The organism is Tardiphaga sp. 768_D3_N2_1 (genome assembly GCF_052076105.1).
In the GTDB taxonomy this organism is placed as follows: Bacteria; Pseudomonadota; Alphaproteobacteria; order Rhizobiales; family Xanthobacteraceae; genus Tardiphaga.
The window spans coordinates 4,761,104-4,776,820 of the sequence record NZ_CP197245.1; the positions used below are offsets into that span (position 1 = coordinate 4,761,104).

Genomic DNA, 15,717 nt, shown 5'->3' on the forward strand with positions numbered 1-15,717 from the left:
CAGACACTTCCCTGCGAACCGGAGCACCAGATGGCCGCCGCGATTGAAATCTACACCCGCCCCGGCTGCGGCTATTGCAGCGCGGCGATATCGCTGCTCCAGCGCAAGAAAGCTGCATTTACCCATTTCGACACCGCGACCGATCCGAAGCTGCGCCAGGAAATGTTCGACCGTACCTATCCAGGCGCCACCTTCCCGCAGATCTTCATCGGCGGCACCCTGATCGGCGGCTGCGACGATCTCTATGCATTGGACCGCGAAGGCAAATTTGACGCCTTGATCGCAGGTGAAAAGGCCACCTCATGAGCCAGACATCCCCGACGTCCGAGCCCCAGACCTTCACCGCCGCCATGGTGCAGATGCGCACTGGCCTGCTGCCGGAGCCGAGCCTCGAACAGGGCCGCCATCTGATCCGCGAAGCCGCGCTCGCCGGCGCCGACTATGTGCTCACGCCGGAAGTGAGCAACATGATGCAGCTCAATCGCACAGCGCTGTTCGAACATCTGCGCCCGGAGGAAGACGACCTCTCGCTAAAGTCCTATCGCGCGCTCGCCGCAGAGCTGAAGATCTACCTGCATATCGGATCGCTGGCTGTGCTGGCCAATCCGGAACGCGCCGCCAACCGCTCGTTTCTGATCGGACCGGACGGCAATGTCCTGGCGAGCTACGACAAGATCCACATGTTCGACATCGACCTGCCGAACGGCGAGAGCTATCGCGAATCCGCGAATTATCAGCCCGGCGAGACTGCCGTCATCTCCGACCTTCCCTGGGGCCGCATCGGCCTGACCATCTGCTACGACGTCCGCTTCCCGGCGCTGTACCGCGCATTGGCCGAAAGCGGCGCGTCGTTCCTGACGGTGCCGTCGGCTTTTACCCAGAAGACCGGCGAAGCCCACTGGCACACGCTGCTGCGCGCCCGCGCCATCGAAACCGGCTGCTTCGTCTTTGCGGCGGCGCAGGGCGGCGTGCATGAGAACAAGCGTGCGACCTATGGACACTCCCTGATTATCGACCCGTGGGGCGTGGTTCTGGCCGAAGCGACCGGCGTCGAGCCGGGCTTCATTCTGGCCAAGATCGATCCTGCGAAGGTGACGGAAGCGCGCAAGACCGTGCCGTCCCTGCAGCACGGCCGCCGCTTCAGCGTCAGCGATCCCAAATCGGGCCCTGACTATCTGCACCTTGTCCGGCAAGCGACATGATCCGTTACGACCTGCGCTGCGAGAAGGGCCATGCTTTCGAAAGCTGGTTCCAGAGTTCCGGCGCCTACGACTCCCAGGTGAAGCGCAAACTGGTTAATTGCCCGAATTGCGGATCGGTGAAGGTCGAGAAGGCCATTATGGCCCCGCGTATCCTGAGCAAGAGCAAGAATCACCCGGCATCCGCAGAGGCCCCCGCCCCTGACGCGGGTTCCGAGACCACGGCCCCGCTGATGATGGCGCCGCAGGAAGCCGCGCTGCGCGCCAAGCTGAAAGAACTGCGCGATCACGTCACCAGAAACGCGGACAATGTCGGTGAAAGTTTCCCGACCGAAGCCCGCAAGATGCATTATGGCGACATTGAACATCGTCCGATCTACGGCGAAGCGACGCCGGATGAAGCACGGTCGCTGATCGATGAAGGTATCGAGGTGACTCCGCTGCCCGTCCTGCCCAGCGATCGGAACTGAGCGCAACCTCCGCTCACCAGCACTCTTGTGCGCGTTTCGACTCATCCAAACAGCGCCACCGGTACAGGACTCCGAAAGCTTTAAAACATACGGCAACTTTGTGGCGTTCGAGTCACAGACGTGGACAATCGCTTTGCCGGCCCTTGAGAGATGGCAAAACTCGCCTAACTTATAAGCAAGTGCCTGAATATGAGTCGCACACTGCACTCAGATCGCATTGCGCGATTTCGGACCTGGATGTGTCCTGAAGGCTATAGTGCTGATGTTGAGTCGCGATCGGAAAGACGCGTTCCGTTACCACATTAGGAGCACCGCGACCAACAGGACGGCCGACCAGCAAGGAGAGAGGGATCATGTACAACGATTCTCTGTTCAATGCGTTCGCTAGAAGTTACGAGGCTAGAAGTGAGACGGACATGTCGATGTCCGAGTATCTGGAATCCTGCAGAGGAGACCCGATGCGATATGCGAACGCGGCGGAACGCCTCCTAGCGGCGATCGGCGAACCTCAAATGATAGACACGGCCAAGGATCCACGCCTTGGCCGTATTTTTTTGAATCGTACCATCCGTAGCTATCCAGCCTTTGCCGGCTTTCACGGCATGGAAGATACGATCGAACGCATCGTCGCCTTCTTCCGTCATGCGGCGCAGGGCCTCGAAGAGCGCAAGCAGATTCTCTATCTGCTCGGCCCGGTCGGCGGCGGCAAATCATCGCTTGCCGAGCGCCTCAAGGCCTTGATGGAAGTCCACCCCATCTATGTGTTAAAAGCCGGCGACGAACTCTCTCCGGTTTATGAAAGTCCGCTCAGCCTGTTCGATCCGGACACGCTCGGCCCGATGATCGAAGAGAAATACGGCATTCCTCGCCGGCGGCTTACGGGCCTTATGAGTCCGTGGTGCTACAAGCGGCTCGAAGCTTTCGGCGGCGACATCTCGCAGTTCCGCGTCGCCCGCATCCAGCCGTCACGACTACGCCAGATCGCCATCGCCAAGACCGAACCCGGCGACGAGAACAACCAGGACATTTCCTCGCTGGTCGGCAAGGTGGATATCCGCAAGCTCGAAATCTTCGCCCAGAACGATCCCGACGCTTACAGCTATTCCGGCGGCCTCAACCGCTCCAATCAGGGCGTGCTTGAATTCGTTGAAATGTTCAAGGCGCCGATCAAGATGCTGCATCCGCTGCTGACGGCGACGCAGGAAGGCAACTATATCGGAACCGAAAATATCGGCGCGATTCCGTTCACTGGCGTGATTCTCGCCCACTCCAACGAGTCCGAGTGGCAGAGTTTCAAGGCCAACAAGAACAATGAAGCCTTCATCGATCGTATCTGCGTCATCAAGGTGCCGTATTGCCTGCGCGTCACCGAAGAACAGAAGATCTATGAGAAGCTCATTCAGGGCTCCGAACTCGCCACCGCACCTTGCGCACCGGCGACGCTGGAAACCCTTGCGCGCTTCTCCGTAATGTCGCGGCTTCGCAAGCACGAAAACTCCACCACCTTCGCCAAGATGCGGGTCTATGACGGCGAAAGCCTGAAAGAGTCGGATCCGAAGGCCCGCAGCGTTCAGGAATACAAGGACGCCGCCGGTGTTGATGAAGGCATGGACGGTGCCTCGACGCGCTTCGCGTTCAAGGTCCTGGCCGCAACCTACAATCACGACACGTCGGAGATTGGGGCCGATCCCGTGCACCTGATGTATACGCTGGAGCAGGCGATCCGCAGGGAGCAGATGCCTGATGAAGTCGAGAAACGTTATCTCGAATTCATCAAGGCCGAGCTGGTGCCGCGTTATGCGGAGTTCATCGGTCACGAAATCCAGAAAGCCTATCTGGAATCATATTCAGACTACGGGCAGAACCTGTTCGATCGTTACGTCGACTATGCCGATGCCTGGATCGAGGATCAGGACTTCAAGGATCCTGACACCGGACAGTTGCTCGATCGCGAATTGCTCAATCAGGAGCTGAGCAAGATCGAAAAACCGGCCGGAATCGCCAACCCGAAGGACTTCCGCAACGAAGTCGTGAAGTTCTCGCTTCGCTCGCGGGCACAGAATGGTGGAAAGAATCCGACCTGGACGAGTTATGAGAAGATCAGGGAAGTCATTGAAAAGCGCATCTTCTCTCAAGTTGAAGATCTGCTTCCGGTGATCTCCTTCGGATCGAAGAAGGACGGCGAGACCGAGAAGAAGCATGACGACTTCGTCGCGCGGATGGTCGATCGCGGCTACACCGAGCGCCAGGTTCGTCGTCTCGTCGAATGGTACATGCGCGTGAAACAGGCCGGCTGACGCAAGGAGCCAACATAACGTGGCCATGCATATCGTCGATAGACGCCTGAACCCGAGCAGCAAGAGTCTTGAGAACCGCCAGCGGTTCTTGCGGCGCGCGAAAGCTCTGGTTCAGGGAGCCGTCAAGAAAGCCTCCCAGGACCGCGACATTAAAGACGTCCTGGAAGGCGGGGAAGTCTCCATCCCGCTGGACGGGATGAACGAACCCCGCTTTCATCGTGAAGGCGGAGTTCGCGATCGGGTATTACCCGGCAACGTAAAGTTCGTGGAAGGTGATTATCTTCAGCGACCGCAATCGAAGAGCGGCAGATCGAACGATGCCGGTGAAGGCGATGGCGAGGATGCGTTCCGGTTTGTGCTCAGCCGGGATGAGTTCGTCGACATTTTCCTCGACGACCTGGAATTGCCGGATCTCTCCAAGCGCAAGCTGGCTGAAGTCGAAAACGAAGGCCTGCGGCGCGCCGGTTATACGACGTCGGGGTCGCCTGCCAATATCTCGGTCAGCCGCACCGTGCGCTTGGCCATGGCGCGACGGGTTGCACTGCAGCGACCGCGACCAGAAGCCATTGCGCAGCTGGAAGCAGAACTGGAGCATTGTGGTGACGAGGCTCGCCCAGAGTTGCTGGCAGAAATCGAGCGGCTGAAATCCAAGATGCGGCGGATTCCTTTCATCGATCCCATCGATATCCGCTTTCGCCGCTTCGAGACCATGCCGAAGCCGGTGGCACAGGCTGTCATGTTCTGCCTGATGGACGTTTCCGGTTCGATGTCCGAGCACATGAAGGATCTCGCCAAACGGTTCTACATGCTGCTCTACGTCTTCCTGACGCGTCGATATCGCAAGGTCGAGATCGTCTTCATCCGTCACACCGACCGCGCCGAGGAGGTCGACGAACAAACCTTCTTCCACGGCCCTGCGTCGGGCGGCACGCTGGTCTCCAGCGCACTGCAGGCCATGCATGAGATCGTGCAGTCACGCTATCGCCCCGCCGACTGGAATATCTATGCCGCACAGGCCTCGGACGGCGACAACTCCTATGCCGACGGTGATCTCTCCGGCCGTCTGCTCAAGGACATGATTCTGCCGGTGACGCAGTTCTTCGCCTATCTGGAAGTGGGCGAAGCCGGTAGTCACCCGTTCGAGATGTCTGAATCCTCGCTGTGGACGCTGTATCAGCGACTGCGCGCAGAAGGCGCACCGCTGTCGATGCGCAAGGTCAACGACCGCAGCGAGATTTTTCCGGTGTTCCACGACCTGTTTCAGCGTCGCCAGGCCAAGGAGAAGGTGGCTCCATGACAGACCGTCTCTACGAAGGCGCCGACTGGGACTTCCCCACACTCCAGCGTATCCACGATGCCTGCGAGGAGATCGCCGAAAAGGAGCTCGGCCTCAACGTTTATCCGAACCAGATCGAAGTCATCACCGCCGAACAGATGCTGGACGCTTACTCGTCGGTCGGCATGCCGCTCTATTACAAGCACTGGTCGTTCGGCAAACAATTCGCCCATCAGGAAGCCTCCTATCGCAAGGGCCTGATGGGTCTCGCCTATGAGATCGTGATCAACTCGTCGCCGTGCATTTCCTACCTGATGGAGGAAAACACCGCGACGATGCAGACGCTGGTGATTGCCCACGCCGCTTTCGGCCATAATCACTTCTTCAAGAACAACTATTTGTTCAAGCAGTGGACCGACGCCGACGGCATTCTCGACTATCTCGATTTCGCCAAGGGCTATGTGGCACAGTGCGAGGAAAGACATGGCCGGGCAGCGGTGGAGCAGACACTCGACGCCGCACACGCGCTGATGTCGCACGGCGTCGATCGCTATCCCGGCAAGAAATCACTGGATTTGCGAGCCGAGGAAAAGCGCGCACGAGAACGCCGTACCCATAAAGAGGCTGCGTTCAACGACCTGTGGCGCACTGTGCCGACCGGCCCAAGCAAGAGCGCGTCGGCGCTCAGCACCGAACGGCGTCGGGCCTTGCTCGGCCTGCCGCAGGAAAATCTTTTGTATTTCCTGGAGAAGTCCGCACCGCGCCTGAAGACCTGGCAGCGCGAACTCATCCGCATTGTTCGCCACATTTCGCAGTATTTCTATCCGCAGGGCCAGACCAAGGTCATGAACGAAGGCACGGCGACTTACGTGCACTATCGCATCATGAACCGGCTGCATCAGAACGGGCAGATTACCGACGGCAACTTTCTCGAATTCCTGCAGTCGCACACCAATGTCGTATTCCAGCCGAATTACGACGACCGGCGCTTTTCGGGCTTTAACCCCTATGCGCTCGGTTTCGCCATGATGCAGGACATCGAGAAGATCGTCACCGATCCGACCGACGAAGACCGCGCCTGGTTCCCCGATATCGCCGGCAAAGGCGATGCCATGGCAGTGCTACGTGATATCTGGGCGAACTACCGCGACGAGAGTTTCATCAGCCAGTTCCTGAGCCCGCGACTGATGCGCCACATGCGGATGTTCCACCTGCATGACGATCCGGCCGTCTCGGAAGGCATCCGCGTCGACGCCATCCATGACGAGCGAGGTTATCGCCGGGTCCGCCGTGCCTTGGCGCGGCAATATGACGTCGGCCTGATCGACGCGAATATCGAAGTGGTGGATGTCGATCTCGCCGGCGACCGCCGGCTGATGCTCCGTCACGCCGTACTCAACGGTGCCCTGCTCAATGAGCCCGACGCCAAGCGAGTACTGCAGCATCTCGCCGATCTCTGGAGCTACGACGTCTCGCTTGCCGAGGTCGATACCTCCGGCCTGGTGCTCAAGGAACACGTCGCCCATCCTCGCGTGATGGCCGCGGCCGCCTGATCGATCCCTGTTCATATTCTCCCGTAAACTTCCCCTGCCCGGCTTTTCGCCGGGTAGGGACTTTCGTTCGGAAGAAATATAGGGTAGGGGGCTATCCTATGTCACATCTCACGACCAACAAGACCAAGCTGCTCGCCCGGGTCCGTCGGCTCACCGGCCAAATGGCCGCCATTGAGAAGGCCATCACCGAAGACGCCGGCTGTGCCACGATCCTGCATCAGGTCGCAGGCGTGCGAGGTTCCGTGAGCGGGCTGATGGATGAACTGATCGAGGACCATGTCCGCGAGCATGTCGCCCATCCCGGTCTCAACGCCGACGCTCGTGCGGCCGGCGCCGAAGAACTCATCGCCGCCATCCGGCGCTACGCGAAATAAGGACCGGCAGCATGCGCACCCACGCCGAGATCGACACCCTGTCCCACGAGCACATGTTTCTGGGCGACAATCATGACGAGAACACCCGCCGCACGCTGTGGGTGGTCGTCCTTACGGCGCTGATGATGGTCGGCGAGATCGTTGCCGGCACGGTCTTCAACTCGATGGCCCTGCTGGCCGACGGTTTCCACATGGCGACCCATGCCATGGCGCTCGCCATTGCTGCGGGCGCCTATGCCTATGCACGCCGCAACGCACATAACCGCCGCTTTACTTTCGGCACGGGCAAGGTCGGCGATCTCGCCGGCTTTGCCTCCGCATTGGTGCTAGCGATCATTGCCATCGGCATCGCCGTCGAATCCGTGCAGCGGCTGCTCAATCCATCCACCGTCGCCTTCGGGGAAGCCACGGTGATTGCCGTCATCGGTTTGATCGTGAATATCGCCAGCGCGTTTTTGCTGAGCGGCGGGCATCATCACCATGGCCACGATCATCATGGACATCACGCTCACGGCCATGACCACGACCATCACCACGGCGCGCATCATCGCGACAACAATATGCGTTCCGCCTTCATGCATGTGCTGGCCGATGCACTGACCTCGGTGCTGGCCATCGCCGCGCTGCTAGCCGGCCGCTACCTTAACTGGGTCTGGCTCGATCCTGTGATGGGCATCGTCGGCGGCATCGTCATCGCCTCCTGGGCGTGGAATCTGCTGCGCGACACGGCGGCCGTGTTGCTCGACACGTCAGATCCGCATCTCGAACAGGAAATCCGCGACGAGGTCGAGCGCCCCGGCGATGCCCGCATCTTCGACCTCCACGTCTGGCGCGTCGGCCCCGGTGCGCATGCCGCGATCGTCGGCTTTGCCGGCGGAGCGAGCACAGAGACGGTGCGGCAGCGCCTCACAGCCGTACATGAATTGCAGCACGTGACTGTGGAAGCGCGCTAGCCGGACGCAGATCTCCCGCGTTACGAGCCATGCGGCGAGGCGGGTTGGCATTCGTCGCGTGGCTGATTAACCTGACGTCATCATCGCCAGCCAAATGGCGGCGCGCGCCGACCACGGCGCGCAAAAAAACGTCTGGGATGGACATGCAAGGACAAATCGCGCCGGACACATCAACGCCGGCCACACGCCATGAAATTCTCTACGGCGAACGCGTCGTCACCTGTTTCTCCGATCGCCCGCCGACCCTCGACGCCATGCTGCGCGCCGCAGTCGCGCGGAAGCCCGATGGCGTTGCGTTGGTGCTCGGCGAAAAACGAGTCACTTATGCGGAGCTCGATCGCGTCGCGGAGAATGTCGCCCGCAATCTGATTGCCGCCGGCTTCAAGAAAGGCGAGCGCATCGCGATGCTGCTCGGCAACTGCCTGGAATTCATCTTCTGCGCCCTCGGTGCCGGCCGCGCCGGCATGATCGTCGTCCCGCTTAATACGCGGCAGCGCGCCCCCGAGATCGACTATGTGTTGCAGCAGTGCGGGGCTTCGGCGCTCGTCTATGATGCCGACTGCGAGACCAACCTGCCCGCACCGCGTGCGGACTTGCGCAGGCAATGGGTCGTCGGCAGCGGACGTGCGCCATCCTTTGCGGAGTTGATGAAGGATGCGCCGGTCGCTGCTCTGCCCGAGCTGACTCAGGAGGACACCGCCCATCTGCTCTATACCTCGGGCACGACGGGCAATCCGAAAGGGGCGATGCTTACCCATGCAAGCATCATCCATTCGCTGCTGAACTTCCAGCACGGCTATGGCCTGCATGACGATGACGTCACCATGCTGGCGGTGCCAGCATCGCATGTCACCGGCCTCGTGGCGCTGATCCTCGCGACCATCAATGTCGCCGGCACCACCGTGATCCTGCCAGCCTTCAAGGCGCCGGAATTTCTCGCCGCCGCGACGCGCGAACGCATGACCTACACGCTGATGGTGCCGGCAATGTATAATCTCTGCTTGCTGCAGCCGGATTTCGATCGCCACGATCTGTCGTCCTGGCGTATCGCCGGCTTCGGCGGGGCGCCGATGCCGGAAGCGACCATCACGCGCCTGGCACAGGCGCTGCCGAACCTCAATCTCTGCAATGCCTATGGCTCGACGGAAACCTCATCACCCGCGACAATGTTTCCGCCCGGCTCGCCCGTCAGCAAGATCAATTCGGTCGGGCGCCCTGTGATCGGCGCGCATATCGTGGTCGCCGATGACAACGGCCGCGAGGTGCCGGCCGGCCAGGACGGCGAATTGCTGATAGCTGGCGCGATGGTCGTGCCGGGCTATTGGGACAATCCGGATGCGACGCGCACCGGCTTCGTCGGCGGCTACTGGCGCTCCGGCGATATCGGCCGCATGGATGCGGACGGCTATGTCTATGTGGTCGACCGCAAGAAGGACATGATCAATCGCGCCGGCTTCAAGATCTACTGTACCGAGGTCGAAAACGTGATGTCACATCATCCCGCCATCGTCGAAAGCGCCGTGGTGGGCAAGCCCGATCCGGTGCTCGGCGAGCGCGTCCACGCCTTCGCCTATAGCCCAGATGGCGGCGATGAGGCCGATATCCGCAAATACTGCGCGGAGCGGCTGTCCGATTACAAGGTGCCGGACAGCATCACCTTCCTGAAGGAGCCGCTACCGCGCAACGCCAACGGCAAGATCCTCAAGACCGAGCTACGCAGGATGATGGCGAGCTGATCACCAGGCGGCGACAGCACCATCCGAGCGCGGGTCCGTCGCGCCTTCGAGCACGCCATTGGCGTGCAGCACAATGGCGCCGGCATGACCCATGGTGCCGGTATAGCTGCCGAGCACCTCAACCACGTGACCAGCATCCCGAAGCTGCTGGATCAGTGCGGGTGAAAAGCGGTCCTCGACCTTCAGCGTGACGCTCTCGTCACCCCAGGTCTTGCCGAGCAACCAGCGCGGCGCGGTCACGGCCTGCTGCAGCGGCATGCCGAACATGCCGTAGCGCGAAAACACCGCCGACTGTGTCTGCGGCTGCCCTTCGCCGCCCATGTTGCCGTAGACCATACGACGGCCGTCATCGAAGATCGCCATCGCGGGATTGAGCGTGTGGAATGGCTTGCGACCCGGCTTCAGCGCATTCCAGCCGCTCTCGGTAAGCCGGAACGAGGCGCCGCGATTCTGCCAACAGATGCCGGTTTCCGGCAGCACCACGCCGGAGCCAAACTCGAAATAGACCGACTGGATGAACGACACCGAACGGCCCTGTCCGTCGATGACGCCGAGCCAGATCGTATCGCCGGGCTTGCGCACATGCGGCCACGGCAAGGCAACCTTGCGATCGATATGGCGCGCCAGTTCATCAAGCTTCGCGTCCTCAAGGAACGTCGCGGGATCCACCGTCATGTGATCGGGATCGCCAACATGCTCGTCACGGACGATGAAGGCCTGCTTGGTAGCCTCGACGAGGCCGTGAATGTGATCGAAACCTTCGGCCTGGGTGACGCCGAGCCGATCGAACATTGCGAGGATCATCAGCGATGACAGACCCTGCGTTGGCGGCGCCATGTTGAACAGCTGCGCGCCGCGGACAGTGGTCGATAGCGGCGGGCGCTCGCTGGCCTGATGATTTTGCAGATCGGCCGCAGTGACCGGCGACCCCACCTTGGCAAGATCGGCGGCGATCGCATCGGCGAGTTTGCCCTTGTAGAAACTCTCGAAGCCCTCGGCAGCCAGACGCTTCAGCGTCACGCCGAGCGCGGGGAGCTTTATCACATCGCCTTCGGCGGGCGCCTGACCGTTCGGCATGAAAGTCCCGGCGAAATTCGGCTGGTCCTTCAGCTCGGCAGATTTCTCCGCAGTGAGCTCAGACTGGCTGCGCGTGACCACGATGCCGCTCTCGGCATAATAGATTGCGCTGTCCAGCAGGCGTTCGCGCGACAACGGCTTCTGCCAGTGCTTGGAAACATCCAGCGCCTTCTGCCAGCCGGACACTGTGCCGGCGACAGTATTGGCAGCGAGCGGGCCGCGGAACGGAATCGTCGCAGCGCCCTTCGCCGCATAGTAGGCCAGATCCACTGCCGCGCCGGCGCGACCGCAGGCATCCACCGTGATCGGCGCCTTGCCGGGCTCGGCGATCAGCCAGAAGCCATCGCCGCCGATGCCGGTCATATGCGGATAGACCACGGCCAGCGCCGCTGCCGTGGCAATCGCGGCTTCAACGGCCGTACCGCCGTCCTTGAGCACATCGAGGCCGGCCTGCGACGCCAGGTGATGCGGAGAGGTCACCATGCCCCGTCGCGCGCGCGGTGTTTCAAGCATTCATCGTCTCCAAAGTCTCTGGCATGCCAGCGGATCGTCGGGCGCAGTCGTAACGGGTCTGGCCGATGATTCAAGCCTTTCGGACGACCTCGCCGTCGCGCGCCACCAGCCGGCCATTCTTGTAGACCGCGCGGCGCTTCGGCAGATCGACCACCGCTTGCGGCACTTCAGGCGCATCGATGGCAACGAAATCGGCTCTGGCGCCGACGCGCAGGCCATGATCTTCGAGCCGCAACGCCTTGGCGCCACCGGCGGTGACAATATCGAAGGCCAGCATCAGGTCTGCATCGGTGTTGAAGCCCGAACGGTAGCCGATCATCATTGCGCGACCGAGCATGTCGCCATCGCCATAGGGCCACCACGAGTCGCGGATGTTGTCGCAGCCGCCGAACACGGTGACACCGGCCACACGCAGCAGTTTCACCGGCGGAAACGGCCGCGCCCCGGGCGCATTGGTCATGATGGCGACGCCGCTCACGGCCAGCAACTCGGCTGTTCGCTGCACCACATCGGCGGCGACATCGCCGAGCGAATAAGCGTGGCTGATAGCCACATGGCCCTGCATGCCCAGCGCCTGTGTGCGCGCGCAGATCTGCTCGATCTCGAAAATGCCGAGCATGGAGGGATCGTGCAGATGAATATCGACATCGACCCCGCGGCGCTCCGCGATACCGAACACGACGTCGAGATGCTTCTCGACATCGCGATCGAATCCGCCGGGGTCGAGGCCACCGATCACGTCCGCACCGAGATCGAAAGCAGCATCGAGCAGATCCGGCGTGCCTGGGCTGCGCAGGATGCCGCTTTGCGGGAAGGCGACAAGCTGGATGTCGATGAGGTCGCGATGCGCCTCGCGCACGGCGAGGATGGTCTCCAGCGATTTGAGACCGACCGAACCATCGACCATCACATGGCTGCGCATCCGTGTGCTGCCGTGCCCGAGGCAAAGCTCAAGCTGGCTCCGCGCCCGTTCCGCCATCGGCGCGGCCTTGGCCATGTTGTCTGCCTGGATCGCGACACGTTCCTGCACATTGAAGCCGTTCGAATACGGCACGTGCGGCCGCCAGATATCGCCATAGAAACTAGTGTCGAGATGAACATGGCCTTCGACGAAGGACGGGATCACGAGCGTGCCGCCGAGATCGACGGTCTCTGCGGCTGTCGGTGCTGGATCGCTGCCGGATATGATCCCGGTGATCAGACCGCCACTGACCGCGATCGTGTTGAGGCTGCCATCGGCGAACTTCGCCTGCGTAAATATCGTGTCGATGTCGCTCACGCCAACCTCTCGGACTGATCTGCTGCCCTGAGGTTACAGGAGGACGGCGCGGCATGTATCCGCATGCCAGGCGCTACATGGCCGACCTGCGGATCAGCTTTCGCGCGCAGCCTTGATGAGGTTGTCGCGCAACGTGGCAACGCCCAGCTGCATCTTCTTGAATTCGTCGGGCTCAAGGCCGGATGCCTTCACGAGATTCATGGTCAGCCCCTTCTCGCGCAATCGCCGGCCTTCGTCGGTCAGGGTGATCACCACCTGCCGCTCGTCCTCGGGATCGCGCTGCCGGCGCAGATAGCCCATGGTTTCCAGCTTCTTCAGGATCGGCGTCAGCGTGTTCGACTCCAGAAACAGCTTCTCGCCGAGGCTGCCGACGGTTTGCCCGTCCTGCTCCCACAGCGCGACGATGGCGATGTACTGGGTATAGGTCAGGCCGAGCTTTTCGAGGATCGGCTTGTAGGCCCGGCCATAGGCCAGATTGGCTGAATAAATCGAAAAGCACAGGAAATCGGACAGTTTCGGCCCGGCCTGCCCGAAATCGGCGGAGGTTTGTTCAATCGATTTGGGCTTGATGGATGGCATGTTTGCACTCCGTCAGGGACACGAGAACGTGACCTGTCGAACACATATATATCGGATGCGATTAGATCGGAAGAGTTGACAAGAGCAGTCATACCGCTACTTATATCGCATTCGATTACATCGTATACGATTTAAAAAGAGAAGCGATCATGACCACGACCACCATCGAGAAGGTTCTCTACACCGCCCAGACCCACACCACCGGTGGCCGCGATGGCGCCTCGCGAAGCTCCGACGGCCGGCTCGACGTCAAGCTGTCGCCTCCCGGCTCGGCGGGCGCCGGCACCAATCCTGAGCAGATGTTCGCGGCCGGCTGGTCGGCTTGTTTCATTGGCGCCATGGGCCGCGCCGCCAGCAATCTGAAGGTCAAGCTGCCGGCTGACGTTGCCGTCGATAACGAAGTCGATCTCGGCACCACAGGCGGCGACTTCTTCCTACAGGCCCGCCTCAATGTCAGCCTGCCCGGCCTGGCACCGGACGTCGCTCGCCAAGTGGTCGATGCCGCGCATCAGATTTGCCCCTATTCCAAGGCAACGCGCGGCAACATCAATGTCGCGATCAACCTGATCTGACCCTCACCTTCTTCCGCGGACCGTCAACCGGTCCGCGGATCGCGGCGCTCCACCGAACGGTCGCCGGCTTCACTCGTGTATTTCTGGAGATCAGCGTGACGTTCTTCATCCTCGCTTATGCAGCCGGCCTGCTCACCATCGCATCGCCCTGCATCTTCCCGATTTTGCCGATCATTCTCGCCCGCGCGGACGAACCGTTTCGCCGCAGCGGGTTGCCTTTGCTGATCGGCCTCGCACTGACCTTCGCAGTGGCCGCTAGCCTCGCCTCTGTCGCCGGCAACTGGGCGATCGAGGCCAACCGATACGGCAGAACCATCGCCCTCATCGCGATGACGCTGTTCGGCCTGGCACTGCTGTTGCCGGCTCTCGCCACGCGACTGATGGCGCCGCTGGTGCTGCTCGGTGCGAGGCTGACGAACTGGGCGGGCGAAAGCGGTGCAAATACACGTCGCACACCGGTCGCTTCGCTGCTGCTCGGCATTGCGACGGGCCTCGTCTGGGCACCCTGCGCCGGACCGGTGCTGGGCCTGATCCTTACCGGCGCAGCACTGCATGGACCAGGAATCGACACCGTGTTGCTGTTGCTCGCTTATGGCCTTGGTGCGGCAACCTCACTCGCCGCCGGCATGCTGCTGGGCGGACGTTTGCTCGCCAAGGCACGCGAGCTGATGCCATGGAGCGACGGCGTGCGTCGCACGCTGGGTGGCGCAGTGGTGCTCGGCGCCATCGCGATCTGGACCGGGCTGGATACGCGCCTGCTGACGCAATTATCACTACCGTCGACGACCGCGTTCGAAAGCAAGCTGATCGACACGCTGCAGCCCACACCATCCGCGCAGGCCGGAACGACAATCGGCAATGCCACGGTCCATGCGACGCTGTCGGGTCCGCTTGCGTCGATCGTGGGCAGCCGGCAATGGCTCAACACGTCGCCACTGAAGGCTGAGGACCTACAGGGCAAGGTCGTGCTGGTGAATTTCTGGACCTATTCCTGCATCAACTGCCTGCGCGTGCTGCCGCATGTCCGCGCCTGGGCCGACAAGTATCGCGATCAGGGCCTCGTCGTGATCGGCGTGCACACGCCGGAATTTGCGTTCGAGAAGAACGTCGGCAATGTCAGCATCGCAACGACGAAGCTCGGAGTCAGCTATCCCGTCGCGATCGACAACGACTTCCGGATCTGGCGCGCCTTCAGCAATAATGCCTGGCCTGCGCTCTACTTCGTCGGCGCCGATGGTCACATCCGTCATCAGGCGATCGGCGAAGGCAATTACACGACGTCCGAAAAGGTGATCCAGCAACTGCTCGCAGAAGCCGGCCAGAAGCCGACTGTTGAGGCCGCGAAGATCCAGGCGGAAGGCACCCAGGTCGCCGCCGACGAGGAGCAACTCCGCTCGTCGGAGACCTATCTCGGCTATGCGCAGGCCAGCGGCTTCACGTCGCCGGGCGGCGCACGCGAAGACGTACCGAGTCTCTATCGCGGCATCGACATGCTGCCACTGAACCGCTGGACGCTGGGCGGCACATGGACCATCGGCCGCGAATATGCACAGCTCGACGATCAACCAGGTCGCATCGCCTATCGTTTCCACGCTCGCGACCTGCATCTGGTTCTCGGCCCATCACGGGACGGCAAGCCGGTGCGCTTCCGTGTGACCATCGACGGCGCAGCGCCCGGCGCCAGCCATGGCACGGATACCGATGCGGAGGGGTATGGAACCGTGACGGATGCGAAGCTGTATCAGCTGGTGCGGCAGGCCGGCGACGTCGCCGACCGCACATTCGGAATCGAATTCCTCGATCCGGGCGTGCGGGCCTATGCCTTCACCTTCGGCTGAT

The 15,717-nt window shown here is 61.5% G+C and carries 14 protein-coding genes; 11 read left to right on the forward strand and 3 right to left on the reverse strand.

The genetic code is table 11. From position 1 onward, the window contains the following. The first annotated feature begins 30 nt into the window (after positions 1 to 30). The 9 genes from grxC (at position 31) to AB8A27_RS22380 (ending at position 9,858) form a co-directional block, all read left to right on the forward strand. The gene (gene grxC / locus AB8A27_RS22340; protein ID WP_092150217.1) at positions 31 to 306 is read left to right on the forward strand and encodes a glutaredoxin 3; all 276 of its coding nucleotides are present in this window, start codon (positions 31 to 33) and stop codon (positions 304 to 306) included. Then, a complete protein-coding gene (locus AB8A27_RS22345) occupies positions 303 to 1,202 on the forward strand; it encodes a carbon-nitrogen hydrolase family protein (protein WP_441243793.1) in 900 nt (299 codons plus the stop codon). Before grxC ends, AB8A27_RS22345 begins: the two co-directional genes overlap by 4 nt. Beyond that, the gene (locus tag AB8A27_RS22350; RefSeq protein ID WP_092150212.1) at positions 1,199 to 1,669 is read left to right on the forward strand and encodes a DUF1178 family protein; all 471 of its coding nucleotides are present in this window, start codon (positions 1,199 to 1,201) and stop codon (positions 1,667 to 1,669) included. The genes AB8A27_RS22345 and AB8A27_RS22350 overlap by 4 nt, the downstream gene beginning before the upstream one ends. 353 nt (positions 1,670 to 2,022) lie before the next feature. Beyond that, positions 2,023 to 3,966, forward strand: coding sequence for a PrkA family serine protein kinase (locus AB8A27_RS22355; RefSeq protein ID WP_115032743.1), 1,944 nt, complete (start codon positions 2,023 to 2,025; stop codon positions 3,964 to 3,966). A 25-nt stretch (positions 3,967 to 3,991) separates the two neighbouring features. After that, positions 3,992 to 5,263, forward strand: coding sequence for a YeaH/YhbH family protein (locus AB8A27_RS22360; protein ID WP_441244987.1), 1,272 nt, complete (start codon positions 3,992 to 3,994; stop codon positions 5,261 to 5,263). Next, complete coding sequence (locus AB8A27_RS22365; RefSeq protein ID WP_441243794.1) at positions 5,260 to 6,795, forward strand: SpoVR family protein; 1,536 nt, start codon at positions 5,260 to 5,262, stop codon at positions 6,793 to 6,795. Before AB8A27_RS22360 ends, AB8A27_RS22365 begins: the two co-directional genes overlap by 4 nt. Before the next feature lie 98 nt (positions 6,796 to 6,893). Continuing rightward, positions 6,894 to 7,169, forward strand: coding sequence for a metal/formaldehyde-sensitive transcriptional repressor (locus AB8A27_RS22370; RefSeq protein ID WP_441243795.1), 276 nt, complete (start codon positions 6,894 to 6,896; stop codon positions 7,167 to 7,169). A gap of 11 nt (positions 7,170 to 7,180) precedes the next feature. Continuing rightward, positions 7,181 to 8,122 carry a CDF family Co(II)/Ni(II) efflux transporter DmeF gene (dmeF, locus tag AB8A27_RS22375; RefSeq protein ID WP_441243796.1) on the forward strand — a complete coding sequence of 314 codons (942 nt, stop codon included), beginning with the start codon at positions 7,181 to 7,183 and terminating at the stop codon, positions 8,120 to 8,122. Positions 8,123 to 8,265: 143 nt separating this feature from the next. Next, on the forward strand, positions 8,266 to 9,858 hold the full coding sequence (locus AB8A27_RS22380; RefSeq protein WP_441243797.1) for a class I adenylate-forming enzyme family protein: 1,593 nt from the start codon (positions 8,266 to 8,268) through the stop codon (positions 9,856 to 9,858). On the opposite strand, the gene AB8A27_RS22385 is transcribed toward AB8A27_RS22380, so the two are convergent. The 3 genes from AB8A27_RS22385 to AB8A27_RS22395 form a co-directional block, all read right to left on the reverse strand. After that, the gene (locus AB8A27_RS22385) at positions 9,859 to 11,448 is read right to left on the reverse strand and encodes a gamma-glutamyltransferase family protein (RefSeq protein ID WP_441243798.1); all 1,590 of its coding nucleotides are present in this window, start codon (positions 11,446 to 11,448) and stop codon (positions 9,859 to 9,861) included. Positions 11,449 to 11,518: 70 nt separating this feature from the next. Further along, positions 11,519 to 12,727, reverse strand: a complete 1,209-nt coding sequence (locus tag AB8A27_RS22390; protein ID WP_441243799.1) for an amidohydrolase family protein — start codon at positions 12,725 to 12,727, stop codon at positions 11,519 to 11,521. 93 nt (positions 12,728 to 12,820) lie between these two features. After that, positions 12,821 to 13,306: a MarR family winged helix-turn-helix transcriptional regulator gene (locus AB8A27_RS22395; RefSeq protein WP_441243800.1), complete on the reverse strand. Its 486-nt coding sequence runs from the start codon at positions 13,304 to 13,306 to the stop codon at positions 12,821 to 12,823. Between the two features lie 149 nt (positions 13,307 to 13,455). Here AB8A27_RS22395 and AB8A27_RS22400 point away from each other — a divergent pair, with 149 nt between their 5' ends. Both AB8A27_RS22400 and AB8A27_RS22405 read left to right on the forward strand, forming a co-directional pair. After that, complete coding sequence (locus AB8A27_RS22400) at positions 13,456 to 13,878, forward strand: organic hydroperoxide resistance protein (RefSeq protein WP_441243801.1); 423 nt, start codon at positions 13,456 to 13,458, stop codon at positions 13,876 to 13,878. A gap of 95 nt (positions 13,879 to 13,973) precedes the next feature. After that, positions 13,974 to 15,716: a cytochrome c biogenesis protein DipZ gene (locus tag AB8A27_RS22405; RefSeq protein WP_441243802.1), complete on the forward strand. Its 1,743-nt coding sequence runs from the start codon at positions 13,974 to 13,976 to the stop codon at positions 15,714 to 15,716. Position 15,717: the final 1 nt, after the last annotated feature.

Excerpts from the sequence above, each read along its gene's own strand:
- AB8A27_RS22395 (WP_441243800.1), bottom strand. The coding sequence starts at position 13,306 with ATGCCATCCATCAAGCCCAAATCGATTGAACAAACCTCCGCCGATTTC.
- dmeF (WP_441243796.1), top strand. The coding sequence starts at position 7,181 with ATGCGCACCCACGCCGAGATCGACACCCTGTCCCACGAGCACATGTTT.
- grxC (WP_092150217.1), top strand. The coding sequence starts at position 31 with ATGGCCGCCGCGATTGAAATCTACACCCGCCCCGGCTGCGGCTATTGC.
- AB8A27_RS22365 (WP_441243794.1), top strand. The coding sequence starts at position 5,260 with ATGACAGACCGTCTCTACGAAGGCGCCGACTGGGACTTCCCCACACTC.
- AB8A27_RS22345 (WP_441243793.1), top strand. The coding sequence starts at position 303 with ATGAGCCAGACATCCCCGACGTCCGAGCCCCAGACCTTCACCGCCGCC.
- AB8A27_RS22400 (WP_441243801.1), top strand. The coding sequence starts at position 13,456 with ATGACCACGACCACCATCGAGAAGGTTCTCTACACCGCCCAGACCCAC.
- AB8A27_RS22360 (WP_441244987.1), top strand. The coding sequence starts at position 3,992 with ATGCATATCGTCGATAGACGCCTGAACCCGAGCAGCAAGAGTCTTGAG.
- AB8A27_RS22380 (WP_441243797.1), top strand. The coding sequence starts at position 8,266 with ATGCAAGGACAAATCGCGCCGGACACATCAACGCCGGCCACACGCCAT.
- AB8A27_RS22385 (WP_441243798.1), bottom strand. The coding sequence starts at position 11,448 with ATGCTTGAAACACCGCGCGCGCGACGGGGCATGGTGACCTCTCCGCAT.
- AB8A27_RS22355 (WP_115032743.1), top strand. The coding sequence starts at position 2,023 with ATGTACAACGATTCTCTGTTCAATGCGTTCGCTAGAAGTTACGAGGCT.
- AB8A27_RS22350 (WP_092150212.1), top strand. The coding sequence starts at position 1,199 with ATGATCCGTTACGACCTGCGCTGCGAGAAGGGCCATGCTTTCGAAAGC.
- AB8A27_RS22370 (WP_441243795.1), top strand. The coding sequence starts at position 6,894 with ATGTCACATCTCACGACCAACAAGACCAAGCTGCTCGCCCGGGTCCGT.